17 protein-coding genes are annotated in these 16,208 nt (G+C 67.5%); 4 read left to right on the top strand and 13 right to left on the bottom strand.

Annotated features, from left to right (window positions below; genetic code table 11):
- Window positions 1-9: 9 nt before the first annotated feature.
- Genes CV103_RS02630 through motA form a run of 10 tightly spaced genes read right to left on the bottom strand, consistent with a single transcriptional unit; the run spans window position 10 to window position 7,378 of the window.
- Window positions 10-333, bottom strand: a complete 324-nt coding sequence (locus CV103_RS02630; protein WP_051128813.1) for a hypothetical protein — start codon at window positions 331-333, stop codon at window positions 10-12.
- A complete protein-coding gene (locus CV103_RS02635; protein WP_070936028.1) occupies window positions 317-838 on the bottom strand; it encodes a chemotaxis protein CheD in 522 nt (173 codons plus the stop codon). The genes CV103_RS02630 and CV103_RS02635 overlap by 17 nt, the downstream gene beginning before the upstream one ends.
- 7 nt (window positions 839-845) lie before the next feature.
- Entirely contained in the window at window positions 846-1,235 is a 390-nt protein-coding gene (locus CV103_RS02640) for a response regulator (protein WP_015458067.1), read from the bottom strand.
- Window positions 1,236-1,250: 15 nt separating this feature from the next.
- A complete protein-coding gene (locus CV103_RS02645) occupies window positions 1,251-2,273 on the bottom strand; it encodes a protein-glutamate methylesterase/protein-glutamine glutaminase (RefSeq protein ID WP_015458068.1) in 1,023 nt (340 codons plus the stop codon).
- Window positions 2,270-3,160 (bottom strand): CheR family methyltransferase, encoded by an 891-nt coding sequence (locus CV103_RS02650; protein WP_107393897.1) that lies wholly within the window; start codon window positions 3,158-3,160, stop codon window positions 2,270-2,272. The genes CV103_RS02645 and CV103_RS02650 overlap by 4 nt, the downstream gene beginning before the upstream one ends.
- Entirely contained in the window at window positions 3,157-3,645 is a 489-nt protein-coding gene (locus CV103_RS02655) for a chemotaxis protein CheW (protein ID WP_015458070.1), read from the bottom strand. The genes CV103_RS02650 and CV103_RS02655 overlap by 4 nt, the downstream gene beginning before the upstream one ends.
- A complete protein-coding gene (locus CV103_RS02660) occupies window positions 3,642-5,837 on the bottom strand; it encodes a chemotaxis protein CheA (RefSeq protein WP_107393898.1) in 2,196 nt (731 codons plus the stop codon). The genes CV103_RS02655 and CV103_RS02660 overlap by 4 nt, the downstream gene beginning before the upstream one ends.
- Window positions 5,828-6,193, bottom strand: coding sequence for a response regulator (locus CV103_RS02665; protein ID WP_015458072.1), 366 nt, complete (start codon window positions 6,191-6,193; stop codon window positions 5,828-5,830). Before CV103_RS02665 ends, CV103_RS02660 begins: the two co-directional genes overlap by 10 nt.
- The gene (locus tag CV103_RS02670; protein WP_015458073.1) at window positions 6,190-6,510 is read right to left on the bottom strand and encodes an STAS domain-containing protein; all 321 of its coding nucleotides are present in this window, start codon (window positions 6,508-6,510) and stop codon (window positions 6,190-6,192) included. The genes CV103_RS02665 and CV103_RS02670 overlap by 4 nt, the downstream gene beginning before the upstream one ends.
- Window positions 6,494-7,378 (bottom strand): flagellar motor stator protein MotA, encoded by an 885-nt coding sequence (motA, locus tag CV103_RS02675; protein ID WP_015458074.1) that lies wholly within the window; start codon window positions 7,376-7,378, stop codon window positions 6,494-6,496. Before motA ends, CV103_RS02670 begins: the two co-directional genes overlap by 17 nt.
- A 218-nt stretch (window positions 7,379-7,596) precedes the next feature.
- On the opposite strand from motA, the gene CV103_RS02680 reads away from it, so the two are divergent.
- From CV103_RS02680 to CV103_RS02690, 3 genes are all read left to right on the top strand, one after another.
- Window positions 7,597-7,971, top strand: coding sequence for a flagellar biosynthesis regulator FlaF (locus CV103_RS02680; RefSeq protein WP_070934577.1), 375 nt, complete (start codon window positions 7,597-7,599; stop codon window positions 7,969-7,971).
- 235 nt (window positions 7,972-8,206) lie between these two features.
- Window positions 8,207-10,528 (top strand): PAS domain-containing sensor histidine kinase, encoded by a 2,322-nt coding sequence (locus tag CV103_RS02685; protein WP_245896627.1) that lies wholly within the window; start codon window positions 8,207-8,209, stop codon window positions 10,526-10,528.
- On the top strand, window positions 10,525-11,148 hold the full coding sequence (locus CV103_RS02690) for a response regulator transcription factor (protein ID WP_015458077.1): 624 nt from the start codon (window positions 10,525-10,527) through the stop codon (window positions 11,146-11,148). The genes CV103_RS02685 and CV103_RS02690 overlap by 4 nt, the downstream gene beginning before the upstream one ends.
- A 40-nt stretch (window positions 11,149-11,188) precedes the next feature.
- Here the strand turns inward: CV103_RS02690 and map are convergent, their stop codons facing one another.
- The 3 genes from map to CV103_RS02705 all read right to left on the bottom strand — a co-directional run bounded on the left by map (window position 11,189) and on the right by CV103_RS02705 (window position 13,667).
- Complete coding sequence (map, locus tag CV103_RS02695; RefSeq protein ID WP_070934579.1) at window positions 11,189-11,968, bottom strand: type I methionyl aminopeptidase; 780 nt, start codon at window positions 11,966-11,968, stop codon at window positions 11,189-11,191.
- A 1-nt stretch (window position 11,969) separates the two neighbouring features.
- A complete protein-coding gene (locus CV103_RS02700) occupies window positions 11,970-12,176 on the bottom strand; it encodes a ParD-like family protein (protein WP_107393900.1) in 207 nt (68 codons plus the stop codon).
- Between the two features lie 87 nt (window positions 12,177-12,263).
- Window positions 12,264-13,667, bottom strand: a complete 1,404-nt coding sequence (locus CV103_RS02705; protein ID WP_245896628.1) for an alginate export family protein — start codon at window positions 13,665-13,667, stop codon at window positions 12,264-12,266.
- 253 nt (window positions 13,668-13,920) lie between these two features.
- Between CV103_RS02705 and CV103_RS02710 the strand changes: the two genes are divergently transcribed.
- On the top strand, window positions 13,921-15,843 hold the full coding sequence (locus CV103_RS02710; RefSeq protein ID WP_107393902.1) for a HAMP domain-containing methyl-accepting chemotaxis protein: 1,923 nt from the start codon (window positions 13,921-13,923) through the stop codon (window positions 15,841-15,843).
- Window positions 15,844-16,208: the final 365 nt, after the last annotated feature.

The raw sequence follows: 16,208 nt of genomic DNA on the forward strand, positions 1-16,208 counted from the left end.
GATCTGCCCTTATCCGATCGCGGCGCGCAGCCGCTCCTGCACCGCCGTCAGCCGCACCCGCTCGATCGCCGGGCGCACGCCCTCGCCCTGCGCGACGCGATCGAGCAGGTCGGCGCTTTCGTCGGCGCACTGGATGACGAGATCGAAGACCTGGAGCTGGTCCATATAATCCATGGCGAACCGCTCGTCGGCGACGAGCGTTTCGGCGAGCTGCTCGATCAGCGTGCGCACGCCGCGGATCTCCATCGCGACGGCCGCGCAGAGCGAGGTTGCTTCCGGGCCAATCTGCGTCACCATCATCTTTTCGACCGATCTTTCAGAAAAGCTCGACATCGCCATCGTCCGGCGGAGTGAGCGGCTTGATGTTCAGGACGGGCGGCGGCGCATCGGCGACGACGCTGGAACGCACCCGCCCTTCATAGGGCATGAATTCGACCTTGCGGGCCTTGGTGCCGCCCAGCTCGCACCGGCCGACGGCGATCCCCTCCGTCTCCATGAAGCGGCGGGCGAAGGCGGCGTTGCTGCTGCCGATCGCACCCAGGCCGGCGATGATGTTCGCACCGCCGTAAAGGTGCGCGCGCAGCCGGTTGCGCGCGGCGCCCTGCTGCATCATCCGGTTGATGAGCAGTTCCATCGCATGCACGCCATAGCGTTCCTGGCCGACCCGGTCGCCCAGGCCCTCGGTCGGTTCGCCGAGCAGGAAATGGTTCATGCCGCCCACGCGCGCCACCGGATCCTGCAGGCATACCGCCACGCAGGAGCCGAGCAGCGTGGAGATGATGACGCCGGGTTCGGCCACCACCGCATGCTCGCCCTGGACGATCGGGATGCGCCGCATCATGGGATCAGGTCAGCTCGCCGAAGACGCGCTCGATCTTCTCCTTGAGCGCGGCGGGCGCGAACGGCTTCACGACATAATTGTTGACGCCGAGCGCGGCCGCCTTCTGCACGACCTCGCGGTCGGCGGAGCCCGTCAGCATGATGAACACCGTCTTGCCGATCACCGGATCGGCGCGCACCGCCTCCAGGAACTGGAGCCCGTCCATGTCGGGCATGTTATAGTCCGAGATGATGAGGTGGACGCGATCCGTCTTGACCGCGGGCAGCGCTTCGACCGCGCCCGGCTTGTCCCGGATATCCTTGAAGCCGAGATCCTGGAGCGCGCGCCGGATCATAGCGCGCATGCTCGTCTGATCGTCGACCACCATAACCTTAATTGCAGACGCTGCCGGCATGAACCGCTCCCAACCTTACTTCCTGCAAGCCGCGAGGATCGCCTCGGGCATTGCCGACAAACTCACTTCCCGTTCGACCGCGCCCAGTTCGAAGGCAGCGCGCGGCATTCCGTAGACGACGCAACTCGCCTGGTTCTGCCCCAGCGTTCTGGCACCCGCGAGGCGCATGGCCTGCATCCCGGCCGCGCCGTCATTGCCCATCCCCGTCAGGATCACGCCCACCGCCGCCGCGCCCAGCGGCGCGACCGAATGGAACAGCACATCCACAGACGGGCGATGGCCGCCGACAGGCTCGCCCGGGCGCAACCGGATATGGCCGTTGGTGCCCCCCACCAGCTCCATATGGTTGCTTCCCCCAGGAGCAATATAGACGGTCCCGCGCTGGATCGGCGTCCCCGTAACGGCTTCGACGACGGAAACGCGCGATTCCCTGTCCAGGCGCGCGGCGAAGCCGTTGGTGAACGCCGCCGGCATGTGCTGGACGACCAGCACCGGCGGGCAATCGGGCGGCAGCGCGCCGATCACGGAGAACAGCGCCTCGACGCCGCCGGTCGACGCGCCGACCGCGATCACCACGTCGCGCTGCAGGCCCGGCTGCGAGGCGACGGGCGCAAGGCGCGAAGGCCCCTGCCGCACCGACGATCGCGCCGCCGCCTTCACCATCTTGCGCAGCAAGGCCGCGTCGCGGGCGATCTCCAGCGGGTTGCCGGCGGGCTTGGCGATGCAGTCCACCGCCCCCAGCCGCAGCGCCTCGATCGTCACCTCCGCGCCGCGCGCGGTGAGCGTGGAGCACATGATGACGGGCATGGGCCGCAGCCGCATGATCTTTTCGAGGAAGGACAGGCCGTCCATCCCCGGCATCTCGACGTCCAGCGTCACGACATCGGGGTTGAGCTCCTTGATCATCGCGCGCGCGGTGTGCGGCTCCGGCGCCATGCCGACCACCTCGATATCGGGATCGGCCGAAAGCGCGCGGGCCAGCACGGCGCGCATCGACGCGCTGTCGTCCACGATCAGGACGCGGGTCGGTCCGGTCATGCCCGTCCTCCCGGCTTCAGGTAGATGGTCTGGCCCACCGGCTCCATCGCCTGCGCCGCCGCCCCCACCAGCCGTTCGGAATGGCCGATATAGAGGTGGCCGCCCGGCGCCAGCATGTCGACGAAGCGCGCCTCCAGCTCCGCCTTCGCGCGATCGTCGAAATAGATCATCACGTTGCGGCAGAAGATCACGTCATATTTCTGGCGCATCGGCCAGCGATCGAACAGGTTGAGCACCCGTGCCGTCACCAGCGCGCGCAGCTCGTCCGCGACCACGAAGTCGCCGCCATGGGGCTTCATCCAGCGATCGCGATACAGGGCCGGGATCGGCTGCACCGTGGATGCGGAATAGACGCCGCGCGCCACCGACTCCACCACATGCGGGGCGATATCGGTGGCGAGCAGCTTCACGTCGCCCTGGCGCAGCCAGGCGGCGCTGGACGGGCCGTCGCCCGCCAGGGTCATCGCGACCGAATAGACTTCCTCCCCGCTGGAGCAGCCGGCCGACCAGATGCGCACCGGCATCCCCGCCCGCGCGCGCGCCTGCAGCTGCGGCAGCACCGTCTGGCGGAGATGATCGAAATGATGATCCTCGCGGAAGAAATGGGTGTGGTTCGTCGTGAGCGCCACGACCATGGCATGGCGCTCCGCCGGGTCCTCGCGCACCAGCGCGACATAATCGGCGAAGCGGGTCAGGCCATGTTCGCGCAGGCGCCGGCTGAGCCGCGAGTGGACGAGCACGATCTTGCTTTCGACAAGATGGATGCGCGCGTCCTCCTGCATGATCGCCGCGATGGCGCGGAATTCGGGCAGGCCGAGTTCCGCGCCGGCGGCGAGCGCGGCGGCATCTGCGCCCTCGCGGGGAAGGGAGGCGGAGGCTGGCTTCACGCGGCGATATCCAGCCCCACGCGGGTGAGGCCCAGCGCATCGAGATCGAGCAGCAGCACCATGGTCTCGGCATCTTCCGCCTCGGCCGCGCGGCGTTCGATCTTGACGAGGCCGGCGATCATGCTGGCCTCGACCATCTCGACCTCGGGCGCCGGCTGGATATCGCCACCGTTGATGGCGACGATGTCGGCCACCTCGTCCACCAGGAAGCCCGCCTGGCGGCCGCCGATGCTGACGACGAGGATGCACGAGCGCGAATGGATCCTGCTGGGTTCCCAACCAAGCCGTTCGGCAAGCCCCACCACGGGGACGACCGAGCCGCGCAGGTTGGTGACGCCCTTGATATAGGAGGCGACGCTGGGCAGCGGCGTGGGTTCTTCCCATTCGCGGATTTCGATCAGCGCGCGCATGTCGATGCCGAACATCTGCTCGCCGAGCGTGAAGGTGACGATCTTGCGTTCGTCCGAATTGTCAGTGGCGCTCATGCCGCCATTCCTTTCATCGCATATTTGCTCTGGTGGTTGGTCGACGCGACCAGCGCATCGATATCGAGGATCAGGCCGATCGTGCCGTCGCCCAGGATCGTCGCGCCGCCGAGGCCGCGGATCGGATGGAGATTGTCCTCCAGGCTCTTGATGACGACCTCGCGGCGGTTCTCGATCGTATCGACCATCAGGCCGACATGGCCGGCGGCCTCGCTCTCGACGATGATGACCAGCGATTCCTCCGGGCTGCGGCGATCATTGGCGCCGATGCCGAAGATCTGGCCGACGCGCTTGACCGGCAGGTAGGAACCGCGCAGCTCGATCACCTCCGAATTGGGCGAGGTGGGCTTCACCTGGCCCGGCTCGGGCTGCACCGTCTCGATCACGTTGGTCAGCGGCAGCACGAAGCGCTGCTGGCCGAGGCGGACGATCATGCCATCGAGGATGGCGAGCGTCAGCGGCAGCGCCATGATGAAGGTGGTGCCTTCGCCCGGCGTGGAGTGGATCTCCACCCGGCCGCCCAGCGCCTCGACATTGCTGCGCACCACATCCATGCCGACTCCGCGGCCGGAGATGTTGGAGATGGTTTCCGCCGTCGAGAAGCCCGGCGCGCAGATCAGGCTGTCGATCTCCTCGTCGGACAATTGCGCGTCGGCGCTGATGATGCCCTTCTCGACCGCCTTGGCACGCACCCGCTCGCGGTTGATGCCGCGCCCGTCGTCGGCGACGCGCACGATGATGCGGGCGCCCTTCTGCTCGGCCGAAAGGTGGATGGTGCCTTCGGCGGGCTTGCCGGCGGCGATCCGCTCCTCGGGGCTTTCGATGCCGTGATCGACTGCGTTGCGGATCATGTGGGTCAGCGGATCGCCGATCTTCTCCAGCACGCCCTTGTCGACCTCGGTGGTCTCGCCGCTGGTTTCCAGCACCACCTTCTTGCCGGTCTCCGCCATCAGGTCGCGCAGCATGCGCGGCACGCGGGAGAAGGCCTGGCGGATGGGCTGCGCGCGCAGCGACATCACATTGTCCTGGATCTGGCGGGTGAGCCGCGACAGCTCGGGCAGCTCCACCCGCTCCTGATCCGCCGGCGACAGCCGATCGGACAAGATCGAACCGTGGATGACGAGCTCGCCCACCAGGTTGAGAAGCTGATCGAGCTTGGAAAGATCGACGCGGATCGTCTGGGATGCCGGCTCCGCCGCCGCGCGGGCCTCGCCGGTGGCGGCGGGCCGGGGCGCGGGCGTGGCTGCGGGCGCTGCCGCGACTGCGGCCGGGGCGATCGGCGCGGCCGGGGACGGCGGCGCGTCGGCGACCGCGGCTTCCACCGCCACCTCCGCGACCTCGGCCGCCGCGCGCGCGATATCGATCACCGAATCCGGCGATACGAAATCGAAGCATTCACGGATGTCCTGCTCGTCCACCGTGCCCGGCAGCTCGATCGTCCAGACGAGATAGCTGTCCTCGGGATCGAGATCGCGCAGGCCCGGCAGCGCCGAGCTATCGACGGCGACGATCCGGCCGCCCATCGTCTCCAGCTCGCGGACGATGAACAGCGGCTCGCTGCCATTGGCCAGCGCCGCGCGCGACGGGCCGAAGCGCACCGTCCAGGGCTGCTGCTCGGCGGGGGAGAGATCCTCGAGGTCGATCGCCACCGGCTCGAAGCCGAAGGGATCGAAATCCTCGACGCCCGCCGCGACGGGGACGAAGCCGAACTCGTCCGCTTCCGCCACCGGCGCGCTATCTTCCACGGCCGGCGCGGGCGCGGGATCGGCGGCACCGCCTTCGGCAGCCGCCCCCTCGCCCTTCAAGATCGCGTCCAGCGCCTCCAGCATCGCTTCGTCGGCGGGCGCATCGCTATTGCCCTGCGCGGCGGCGACGTGATCGGACAGGATGTCGAACGCGCCCAGCATCACCTTGGTGACGGCCGGCGTCGGCGCGATCCGGCCGGCGCGCACCTCGTCCAGCACATTTTCGAAGCGGTGCGAGAAAGCGAGCAGCGCGGCATGGCCGAACGCGCCCGATCCGCCCTTGATCGAATGGACCGCACGGAACACGCCGGCGATCACATCGGCGGAGACATCGCCGTTCGCCATGGCCGACAGGCCTTCCTCGGCGATGGCGAGCCCTTCGGCGCATTCCTCGAAGAAGATCGCCTGGATCTCGTCCAGGCCGTCGTCCCCCGCGCTCACGGGCACACGCGGCGGATCGCCGCCCCCAGCTTGGTGGCGTCGAACGGCTTGGTGATCCAGCCGGTGGCGCCGGCTTCGCGCGCGCGGGCCTTCTTCTCGTCCGAAAATTCTGTGGACAGCACCAGGATCGGCGTGCCCCGGAATTCGGGAACGCCGCGCACCGCCTCGATCAGCTCGAACCCGTCCATCTTCGGCATGTTGATGTCGGTGATGAGCAGGTCGGGCTTCACCTCGTGCATGCGCTCCAGCCCGTGCACGCCGTCATTGGCGCCTTCGATGCGGAACCCCTGCGCGGTCAGCGACGTCTTGAGCAGCATGCGCATGCTGGCGGAATCGTCGACGGTGAGAATAAGCTTGCTCACTGGACTGTTTCCCCTTCCGCAGTGAGGCCGATGGCTTCGGCCAGCCGGCAGGCGACGACGCGCTCGATGAAGGCCGGGCTTGGATTGATGATGGCGAACGGCTGGCCGGTCTGATCGGCCTCCGCCTTCGCGGCGACGAGCAGCTGGAGCACCGCCTGGCCGACGCTTTCCACCTCGCCGGCGTCGATCACCATCTCGCCGTCGAAATCGGCGGCGAGGACGAGGCGGACGCGGAGGTCTTCGGCGGTGACGGTGGAACCGTGGGCGGGCAGCCGGAGCGAGCGATCCTCGCCGGGCAGGTCAGACGGGTGTGGCATGCAGTTCGTCCTTGGCTTGATCGAGCGCGACCTCGAGCTGGGCGAAGGAGGGCGCATAGCTGGATGGCGTCATCCGGCGGGCGAGCTCCACCGCCACCTGGGTCGGCAGGCCCTGGGCATGGGCGATGATCGCGGTCTTCACGATCGAATAGGGCTTGAAATCGGCATCGACGATCTGGTGCAGCTTGGAGGCGATCGGCCCGACCAGGCAGTAGGCCAGAAGCACGCCCAGGAAGGTGCCGACCAGCGCGCCGCCGATCATCGCGCCCAATATCTCGGTGGGCTGGTCGATCGAGCTCATCGTCTTGATGACGCCGAGCACGGCGGCGACGATGCCGAGCGCGGGCAGGCCATCCGCCATCATCTGCAGCGAATGCTGGGGCAGAAGCTCCTCGGCATGGTGCCGCTCGATATCGTTTTCCATGGCTTCGGCGATCTGGTGGGGATCCTCGAAGTTCACCGTCATCATCCGCAGATAATCGCAGATGAACTCGACCAGCCCGGCATCGGCGAGCAGGCGGGGATAGCGGCCGAAGATGGCGCTCTTCTCCGGCGCGTCCAGATGGCTTTCGATCGCGGTCGCGCCGCCCTTGCGGAAGGTGGCGAGCAGCGTGAACATCAGCGCCAGGAGGTCGCGATAATCGCCTTCCGTCCAGCGGGCGCCGCGGAACACGCGCAGCACGCCGTTCCACGCCTTCTTCACCGTCCCCAGCGAATTGCCGAGGATGAAGGCGCCGATCGCCGCCCCCGCGATGGCCAGCATCTCGTGCGGCAGCGCATGAAGGATGACCATCAGGTTGCCGCCCGACATCAGGAAGCTGCCGAAGACGCACACCAGGATGACGACAAGTCCGATACCGTTGAGCATAAGGAAATCCGAGAACTGGGTGGCCGGAGCCGGTTCCCTGATTATAGGATGAAGTCATCGGCTGGTGGCGCGAGCGGACGGCTTTTTCCCAAGTCGGGACGCTTTGCCGGCCCCCGGCCCCGCCGCCCCGCCCGGTGCGTGCAGGAAAAATCCCCTCGCATGCGGCCGATGCCGCGCGCTTCATCCTAAAATGACTGGGGAGAGTTCAAGGAGTCACCATGTCGCTGAACGCCTATCATCGCGCGCAATCGATCGTCGCGACCCCGCGCGCCACCGAGCATCGCCTGATGAGCCAGATCACCGGCGCCCTCATCGAAGCGCGCGACGCGGGCCTGAGCGGCGCGGCGCTGATGCCGACGCTCCACCGCAACCGCGAGGTGTGGACCCACCTCGCCACGATCTGCGGCCTGCCCGGCAACCAGCTGCCGGACACACTGCGCGCCTCGATCATCTCGATCGGATTGTGGGTCGATCGCTATACGAGCGACGTCGCCGCCGGCCGGGATTCGATCGAGGATCTCATCACGGTGAACCGCGCGATCATCGAAGGGCTTTCCGGCGAAAATAACCAGGTGGCGAGCGCCGCGGCCTGAAGCGTCATCATGACGCGATCAGGAACGAACAATATTCACCGTTTATTTTCATATGTTTAAACAATCATCCGAATAGCCGCTGGCCAAGCCTTTCGCTTCGCCTCGTCGTATTGGGCGCGGACGCATCTATTCTTCGGTTTGACAACGCATCATGTTGCGCTAGCGCTTCCCGAGGGGGGAGCACTGTGGCGGGCGGCGCGACCGGATGTTTGGATCGGATCCATCGCAGCGGAATGTGGATTCCAGGAACGGCCTGAACGCCGGCTGGGTTCCCCATGTCTGCGCGCTGACCGCGCTTGCCTGCTGCCTGATCGCGCTCGCGGGCTGGGCCACCGGCCAGCCGGGCATCGCCGGCTTCGGCCACCCATCCTATCCCATGCGCCCGCTGACGGCGGCGGGCTTCGGCCTGGTGGCGCTGGCGCTGATCGCCGCGATATGGCGGCAGCGCGCGATCACGCTGGTGCTGATGCTGCCCGTCGTGCTGATCGCCGCCGGCGTGGCGCTCGATTATGCCGGCAACGCGCCGACCATCGCGGATCGGCTGCTGCTGTCCATCGGCCGCACCGCGCGGCAGGGCCACCCCCATGGCACGCTGCCGGGGCCGATGCCGATCGCGATGATGATCCTGCTCGCCGTCGCCACGCTGCTGGCGCTGCGCGAGGTGAGCCGGCGCAGCAAGATCGTGGTGATGATCGCCAGCCTCGTGCTCGGCGTCACCATCATCGCGGGGCTGGCGGTGCCGCTCGGCATCGTCGCGATCTCCGGCCCCGGCCAGCATGTCACCCTGTCGCTACCGCTGGCCATCACCACCGCGTCGCTGGCCCTGGCCCTGATCGGCTGGCGCCACCATAATGGCTGGCCGGGCCTGCTTTCCGCGCAGGGGGTGGAAGGGCGGACGCTGCGGACGATCTTCGTGCTCGTGCTGGTCGCGCCCGCCGTCCTCGGCCTGGGCGGCCTCTGGGCGGCGAGCCTGCCGGGCATCGCGCCGGAGCTTGTGGAGATGGTGGAGGCCGGCGCGCATGTGCTGGTGAGCGCGGCGGTGCTGTTCTGGGCATGGTCGCGCATCTCGCGCGAGAACAATGCCCGCTGGGCGGTGACGCGCGCGCTCGATTCCGCGCCGATCGTCCTCACCGATGCCGAAGGCCGCATCCTCCACTGGTCCAAGGGCTGCGAGAATCTCTACCTCTGGGACGCGGGCGAGGCGGTGGGCCGGCTGAAGCACGACCTGCTGGCCACCACGATCGATCAGGACTGGCCGGCGATGATGGCCGAGATCACCCGCACCGGCGCCTGCGAGCGCGAGATGGTGGAGCAGCGGCGCGACGGCACGCGCCTCCACATATTGGAGAAGGCCCAGCTGCTGCCGGTGCGCGCGCAGGACGCGCCGCTGGTCGTGCTGTCGATGACCGACATCACCGAGCGCGAGCGCCGCGCCGCCGCGCTCGCCGCACGCGAGTCCGAGCTGGGATCGATCCTGGAAACCGCGCCCGACGCGATGATCGCGATCGACGATCGCAACGTCATCCGATCGTTCAACGCGACGGCGGAACGCATGTTCGGCCGCCCGGCGGGCGAAATGGTGGGCCAGGATTTCCGGGCGCTGATGCCGGAGCGGTTTAGGGGCCAGTTCGATGCCGGCCTGGCGGGCGACGCCGATACCGGCGGCGAGCGCAGCCGGCTGCGCTCGCTGGTGGGCCTGCGCAGCGACGGCACGGAATTTCCGATCGAACTGGCGCTGGGCGCGGCGGAGGTGGGCGAGGAGCGCATCTTCACCGCCTTCATCCGCGACGTGACTGACAAGCTGGCCGCCCAGGAAAGGCATGCCGAGCTGCGCGACGAGCTGCTCCACGTATCGCGGCTGAGCGCCATGGGCGAAATGGCCGCCGGCCTGGCGCACGAGCTGAACCAGCCGCTCGCCGCCGCCACCAACTTCCTGGGCGCGGCGGAGATGCTGCTCGCCGCCGACGCGCCGGATTCGGGCAAGGCCGCCGATCTGGTGCGGATGGCAAGCGCGCAGACGCTGCGCGCGGGCGAGATCATCCAGCGGCTGCGCACCTTCGTCTCCAAGGGCGATGTGGAAGTGCATGCCGAGCCGATCGTCGACGTCATCGCCGGCGCGGTCAGCCTCTCGCTCACCAGCGTCGAGCAGCAGAAGATCGGCATACGCTACGAACCCGATGCCATGCACCGCACCATCCTGGCGGACAGGGTGCAGATCCAGCAGGTGCTGGTGAACCTGATCCGCAACGCGGTGGACGCGCAGCGCGACCGGCCGGACGCGCGGCCCGAGATCCTGCTCACTTCGCGCGGCGTGGGCGACGGCATGGTGGAGATCGCCGTCAGCGACAACGGGCCGGGCATACCGGAGGAGATACTGGGCAGCCCCTACAAGCCGTTCAACTCCACCAAGCCGAACGGCATGGGCATCGGCCTGTCCATTTGCCGGCGGATCGTGGAATTCCATGGAGGGACGATGCACGCCGAAAACAGGCCCGAAGGCGGTGCGCGCATCCGTTTCACCGTGCCGGCGATCGGCAATGCGGAGCTGGCGGCATGATCGCGGGCCACAATGTCTATATCGTCGACGACGACGATGTCGTGCGCGGCTCGCTCGAAAGCCTGCTCGCGCTTCGGCCGGATACCAGCGTGCGCAGCTTCGGCTCGGGCGACGCCTTCCTTGCCGGCGCGGACGGGCTGGAGAGCGGCTGCCTGCTGCTCGACCTGCACATGCCCGGCCTTTCCGGCATCGACGTGCTGAAAGCGATCGGGGACCATGCCGGCAAGTTCGTGGCGATCGTGCTGACCGGCAAGGGCGATGTCTCGCTGGCGGTGCAGGCGATGAAGGCGGGCGCGGTGGACTTCCTGGAAAAGCCCTGCGCGCACCGCGCGCTCATCCAGGCGATCGACACCGCCATCGCCCGGCTCGAGCGATCGAGCCTGGAAGCCGATCGCGTCGCCGCCGCCACCGCCAAGCTCGCCTTGCTGTCGGCCCGCGAGCGGGACGTGCTGAAGGGCCTGATCGAGGGGCTTTCCAACAAGGTGATCGCCTACCAGCTCGAAATCAGCCCGCGCACGGTGGAGATCTATCGCGCCAAGCTGATGGAGAAATTGGAGGTGCGCAGCCTTTCCGAAGCGCTGGGCATCGCGTTCGCCGCCGGGATGTTCCCCCGGCATTGACGGTCCGGGCGCGCCGCTCGGGGCAGGCGCGAACCGGCAATCAGGCCCTGCGCTCCAGCATCGGCACCTCATCGCGCCGCAGGGTCAGGACTTCGACGCCATCGCCCGTGACCGCCACCGTATGCTCGAACTGGGCGGAGAGCTTGCGGTCGTTGGTCACGACCGTCCATCCGTCGCTCTCGGTCGAAACCTTGCGGGTGCCCTGGTTGACCATCGGCTCGATGGTGAAGACCATCCCCTCGCGCAGCTTCAGACCCGTTCCCGGCCGCCCGAAATTGAGGATCTGCGGGTCCTCGTGCATCTCGCGCCCGATGCCGTGCCCGCAATATTCGCGCACGACCGAATAGCCGTTTTTCTTGGCATGCCGCTCGATCGCGAAGCCGATGTCGCCCAGATGGGCTCCAGGCCGCACCTGTCCGATGCCCTTCCACATCGCCTCCTGCGCGACCCGCACCAGCCGCCTAGCGGCGGCCGGCGCGTTGCCGACGAGGTAGGTCTTGCTCGAATCCGCGATGAAGCCGTTCTTCTCCAGCGTGATGTCGAGGTTGATGATGTCACCGTCGCGGATGATCTCGCCGGGATCGGGCACCCCGTGGCAGACGACGTGATTGATCGAGCAGTTCAGGACATATTCGAAGCCATATTGTCCCTTGCTCGCCGGACGGGCGGCAAGATCGCCGGTGATGAAGCGGTCGACCAGATCGTTGACCTGCATCGTCGACATGCCGGCGAGTTCCTGCCCGTCCAGCATCTCGAAGACCGACGCCAGCAACCTGCCCGATATGCGCATCAGCGCCAGTTCGTCCGGGGTCTTCACCATGTCAGGCGGCCGCCGCCTCCGCGATGCGCACATCCGCCGCCGCAAACTGCATCTTCACGATGTCGTTGAAGGACAGGGTGGGATTGGCTTCGGCCAGCATGCCGATCTTCATCCAGAATTCGGCCTGCGCATTGATCGACCGGCACATGACCGTGCTGGCCCGGCGGGCTTCCTCATGCAGGTCGCCGTCGATCTTCACGATGCCCATGGATGCCCTCAAAGCTGCCGAATATACGATTCATATACAAATCGTATATTCGGCAGTCAATCAGCGGACCGCCTTGTCCAGACGACCCTAGAATTCCAGCGCCAGATCGAGATAGCCATAATGGGTGTCGCCCGCGGCCGGGGCGTTGGGCGCATCCTTGAGGAAGCGGCCCTTGGCCAGCCAGGCGGCGCCGGCATCCATGCGCAGCAGGTCCGGCACCAGCCAGTAACGCACCCGCCCTTCCAGCTGATGGCCGGCGAAGCGGCCGGAATGGCCGGTGCGATCGCGCACGCCTGTTGAGGCGAAGCTGTCCGTCCTGTCGGCCAGCCACAGCGCGCGATACATCAGCGCGCCGTCGACGCGCTTGCCCGGCTTCACATCGATGCGCGCGCCGCCCGACAGCAGGTTCGCGCGGCCGACCGGGCCGTAGAGGCCGGTGGGGCCATATTCCCAGCGCCGCGCGCCGTAGAGCGTGTCGAAGCGGTTGTAGCTCTTCGCCCCCGGCCCGTCGCCGCTGGCGAGATCGAAGTGGAGGGAGAGGCGCGGCTGCCAGCCTTCGGGCCAGGTGCGGCCGACTTCGGCATGGATCAGATAGGCCGAGACATCGAGATCGGTGACGTCGCTGGGCGAGGTGCTGCCCCGCGCCTCGCCGAACTGGTAGGCGGCCTCGATATCGTAATCGAGCGCGGCCTTGGCCGGCTTGCGGAAAGCGCGGAAGCCGGGCGTGTAGAGATGGCGGTTGCGCGTCAGCCGCGTCGCCGAATCCCGTTCGTTGAGGCCATAGGCATAGATTTCGAAGGTGCCGCCCAGCACGTTTGCCTTGGTGAAGGTGCCGCCGAAGAATTGGAGGTCGGTGGTCTCCTGGTCCCATTCGACCTCGTTGTCGCGGATGCCGTCGGCATCTTCCGGCAGGCGGATCTGCGGCATCGACCAGAGCAGTATCAGCCGGTCGCCGGCGCGGCCCTGCCAGTCGAAATAGGCGCCGGTATAGGCGTTGGTGGTGTTGCGGAAATTCTGCCGCGCCACCAGCCGCCGCGATCCGATATCGAGGGCGAAGCGCCCGACATTGAGCGCCGCCTTCGATCCCTCGCCCAGCACCTTCACGTCGAGCCCGACATAGGCCTGGATCAGCTCCATGGCGTTGACATCGCCCGTCCCGGCGGAGGAGTTGCGCTTCTGGCCATAAGCGCGCGCATCCCACAGCTCCGCCCCGAAGCGGACCGGGCCGGTATCATATTCGGCGAACAGGGTGGTCTTGAGCGACCACATGAAATCGCTCTCGGCGGCATCCGGCCGGAACTGGCCGTCGATCGCCTCGATCCGGGATCGGATGCCGGCCTTGAGGGTCAGTCCCTCGGGCGCGCCGACAGCCTGCAACAGCGGGTTGGCTTCCGCATGGGCGGCCGATCCGCCGGCCCCGGCCAGGCAGGCGCCGGCCGCCATCATCAGGCTGCGGACGGCGGCGATACGGGGGAAAATGCGGGAACGCACGGGCCCCACGGGCGCCAGACAAGGCGCGGGGCGGAAGATACGCATCGATCTCGGTCTCCGGTTTCTATCGCCCATCTTATAGGACCGGAACAGGCCGGCGCCGGATCGACCGACAATCTTTTGTCATGAAGCGGACATGCTTTGCGCAAGGCGGCCACCCGCCCCGCCGCCTGCCATCCTATAATGGGAAAGATGCCGGATGGCGAAGCGACGCCACTCCGCCCCCATCGACTTGTAAGCTTAAGGATCAGGGATGCAGGACGCTCTCAACAACTGGCGATTGCCGCGCAAGATGCTGGTCGCCTTCGCATTGATCGCGGTGTTCGTCGTCGCGCTCGGGGCCGCCGGCCTCATCGCCAACCGGCATCTGAGCAAGATCGCCGACGAACATGTGACCAGTGGCATCGCCAGCGTGGATGCGCTCTCCGACGTGCGCGGCTATGTGCGCGAATATCGCATCCTGATGTATTCGCACGTCACTTCGGTGAGCGCTGCGGAAATGGCGAGCCTCGACGATCGCATCGCCAAGAACAAGGAGAAAATCGACGCGGCCCTCGGCAAGTTCGCGGCCGCCGCCGGTGAGGAATTCACCGCCGATGTCGCCAACATCCGCGCGGTGCTGACGCGGCTGGAGCAGGTGAATGCCCGCGTCGTCGCCTTCAGCCGCCAGGATAAGGATGCCGAGGCGCTGGCCCTGCTCAAGGCCGATGGCAAGGAGGCCTCGCACGCGGCCATCGACGCCACGAGGGCGGTGATGGACAAGACCGTCGCGCTCGCCAACGCCCGCGGCGAGGATGGCAACAAATTCTCCGACAACGCGCTGATCTTCATGAGCGTGATGGTCTTCTTCTCGCTCGGCGCGCTCGCCATCATCTGGAACCTGCTCAACAAGACCGTGTCGCGCCCGATGGCGGAACTTACCTCCGTCACCACCGCGCTGGCCGAAGGCCGCCAGGCCAACGTGCCGCACCGCGATCGCAGCGACGAGCTGGGTGAGATCGCCAAGGCGGTCGAGTTGTTCCGCCTGGCCGCCGTCGCGCGTGCCGAGGCGGATCGCAAGCTGGCCGAGGAGCAGAAGCTCGTCACCGCCACGCTGGGCGAGGGGCTCGCCGCGCTGGCCGAAGGCGATCTGACCGCCGAGGTGACGGCCGAGTTCCCGGCTCCGGTCGCCTCGCTCAAGACCAACTTCAACGACGCCATCGCCCGCCTGCGCGAGATGATCGGCGCGGTTTCGGTGAGCGCCGCCGGCATCCGCACCGGATCGCAGGAAATCGCCCAGGCGTCCGAGGATCTCGCCCGCCGCACCGAGGGCAATGCCGCGAGCCTGGAGGAGACCTCCGCCGCGCTCGCCCAGATCGACGATCGCCTCAAGACCAGCGCCAGCGCATCGGCGCAGACGGTGGCCCGCGCCGATGAAGCGCTGGCAACCGTGGCCGGCGGCCGCGCCGTCGCCGAGGAAGCGGTGCAGGCGATGGAGCGGGTGAGCCACAGCGCCAAGGGCATCGACCAGGTGATCGAGGGCGTCGACAAGATCGCCTTCCAGACCCGGGTTCTCGCCATGAACGCGGCGGTGGAAGCCGGCCGCGCCGGCGATGCCGGCCGGGGCTTCGCGGTCGTCGCCGATCTCGTCAGCGCGCTCGCGATGCGCGCGGAGGAGGAAGCCAAGCGCGCCCGCGATCAGTTGACCGTCACCCAGACCGACATCGTTTCCGCCGTGGACGCGGTGCAGCGCGTGGACAATGCGCTGGAGAATATCTCCGGCGGCGTCGGCGAGGTGCACGGGCTGCTGGGCCAGATGGCCGAGGACAATCAGGCCCAGTCCTCCGCGATCAGCCAGATCAGCGTGGCGATCAGCACCATGGACCAGTCGACCCAGCAGAATGCCGCGATGGTGGAGCAGACCTCCGCCGCTGCGCGCAACCTGACGACCGAGGTGACCTCGCTGGCCGAGCAGGCCGCGCTGTTCCGGGTCGATAACGGCCGCCCGCAGGCCCGCAGGTCCGCGACCGCGCCTGCATCCGCGCCGGTGGCGAAGGCCGCCCCCGCCAAGCCCAAGGCCGCGCCCAAGCGCAATCAGGCCTATGTCTCGCCCGTGAAGGCGCTGCCGGTGCCCGCCATGGCGAACGCAGCCGCCCGCCTGAACGGCACCAATAACGAGGACTGGTCGGACTTCTGATCGGCCCGATCGGACGGTCCCCACGAAGAAGGCGTCCGGTGGCCGAAAGGCTGCCGGGCGTTTTCGCATCCTTGTTCCGGCTTGCGCGGAAGGCCGGATCGAATCGATCGTTACGGGGTTGAGATGGAAGAACCGGTGATGAAGGATCGCGATGCCCCGATCGACGATATCGGCCGCTGCCCCGCACCCGCGGGAAGCGACGCCACGCATCCGTGCAAAATTTCAGGCAGGCAAGCATGAAGATGCTCGACCTCGGCCCAAATCGGCGCAACATCTTCTCCAGCAACTAGGGCCGGGACTCATAACCACCATGTGATGGCGGCGGCGAGGTGGATGCTGCCGAGGAAGACATCGGCGCGGCGGTC

Source organism: Edaphosphingomonas fennica, from assembly GCF_003034225.1.
GTDB classification, from domain to species: domain Bacteria; phylum Pseudomonadota; class Alphaproteobacteria; order Sphingomonadales; family Sphingomonadaceae; genus Sphingomonas_E; species Sphingomonas_E fennica.

Bases quoted from the DNA above. Each gene is read 5' to 3' on its own strand.
- CV103_RS02630 (WP_051128813.1), bottom strand. From the start codon at position 333: ATGTCGAGCTTTTCTGAAAGATCGGTCGAAAAGATGATGGTGACGCAG.
- CV103_RS02635 (WP_070936028.1), bottom strand. From the start codon at position 838: ATGCGGCGCATCCCGATCGTCCAGGGCGAGCATGCGGTGGTGGCCGAA.
- CV103_RS02640 (WP_015458067.1), bottom strand. From the start codon at position 1,235: ATGCCGGCAGCGTCTGCAATTAAGGTTATGGTGGTCGACGATCAGACG.
- CV103_RS02645 (WP_015458068.1), bottom strand. From the start codon at position 2,273: ATGACCGGACCGACCCGCGTCCTGATCGTGGACGACAGCGCGTCGATG.
- CV103_RS02655 (WP_015458070.1), bottom strand. From the start codon at position 3,645: ATGAGCGCCACTGACAATTCGGACGAACGCAAGATCGTCACCTTCACG.
- CV103_RS02670 (WP_015458073.1), bottom strand. From the start codon at position 6,510: ATGCCACACCCGTCTGACCTGCCCGGCGAGGATCGCTCGCTCCGGCTG.
- motA (WP_015458074.1), bottom strand. From the start codon at position 7,378: ATGCTCAACGGTATCGGACTTGTCGTCATCCTGGTGTGCGTCTTCGGC.
- CV103_RS02680 (WP_070934577.1), top strand. From the start codon at position 7,597: ATGTCGCTGAACGCCTATCATCGCGCGCAATCGATCGTCGCGACCCCG.
- CV103_RS02690 (WP_015458077.1), top strand. From the start codon at position 10,525: ATGATCGCGGGCCACAATGTCTATATCGTCGACGACGACGATGTCGTG.
- map (WP_070934579.1), bottom strand. From the start codon at position 11,968: ATGGTGAAGACCCCGGACGAACTGGCGCTGATGCGCATATCGGGCAGG.
- CV103_RS02700 (WP_107393900.1), bottom strand. From the start codon at position 12,176: ATGGGCATCGTGAAGATCGACGGCGACCTGCATGAGGAAGCCCGCCGG.
- CV103_RS02710 (WP_107393902.1), top strand. From the start codon at position 13,921: ATGCAGGACGCTCTCAACAACTGGCGATTGCCGCGCAAGATGCTGGTC.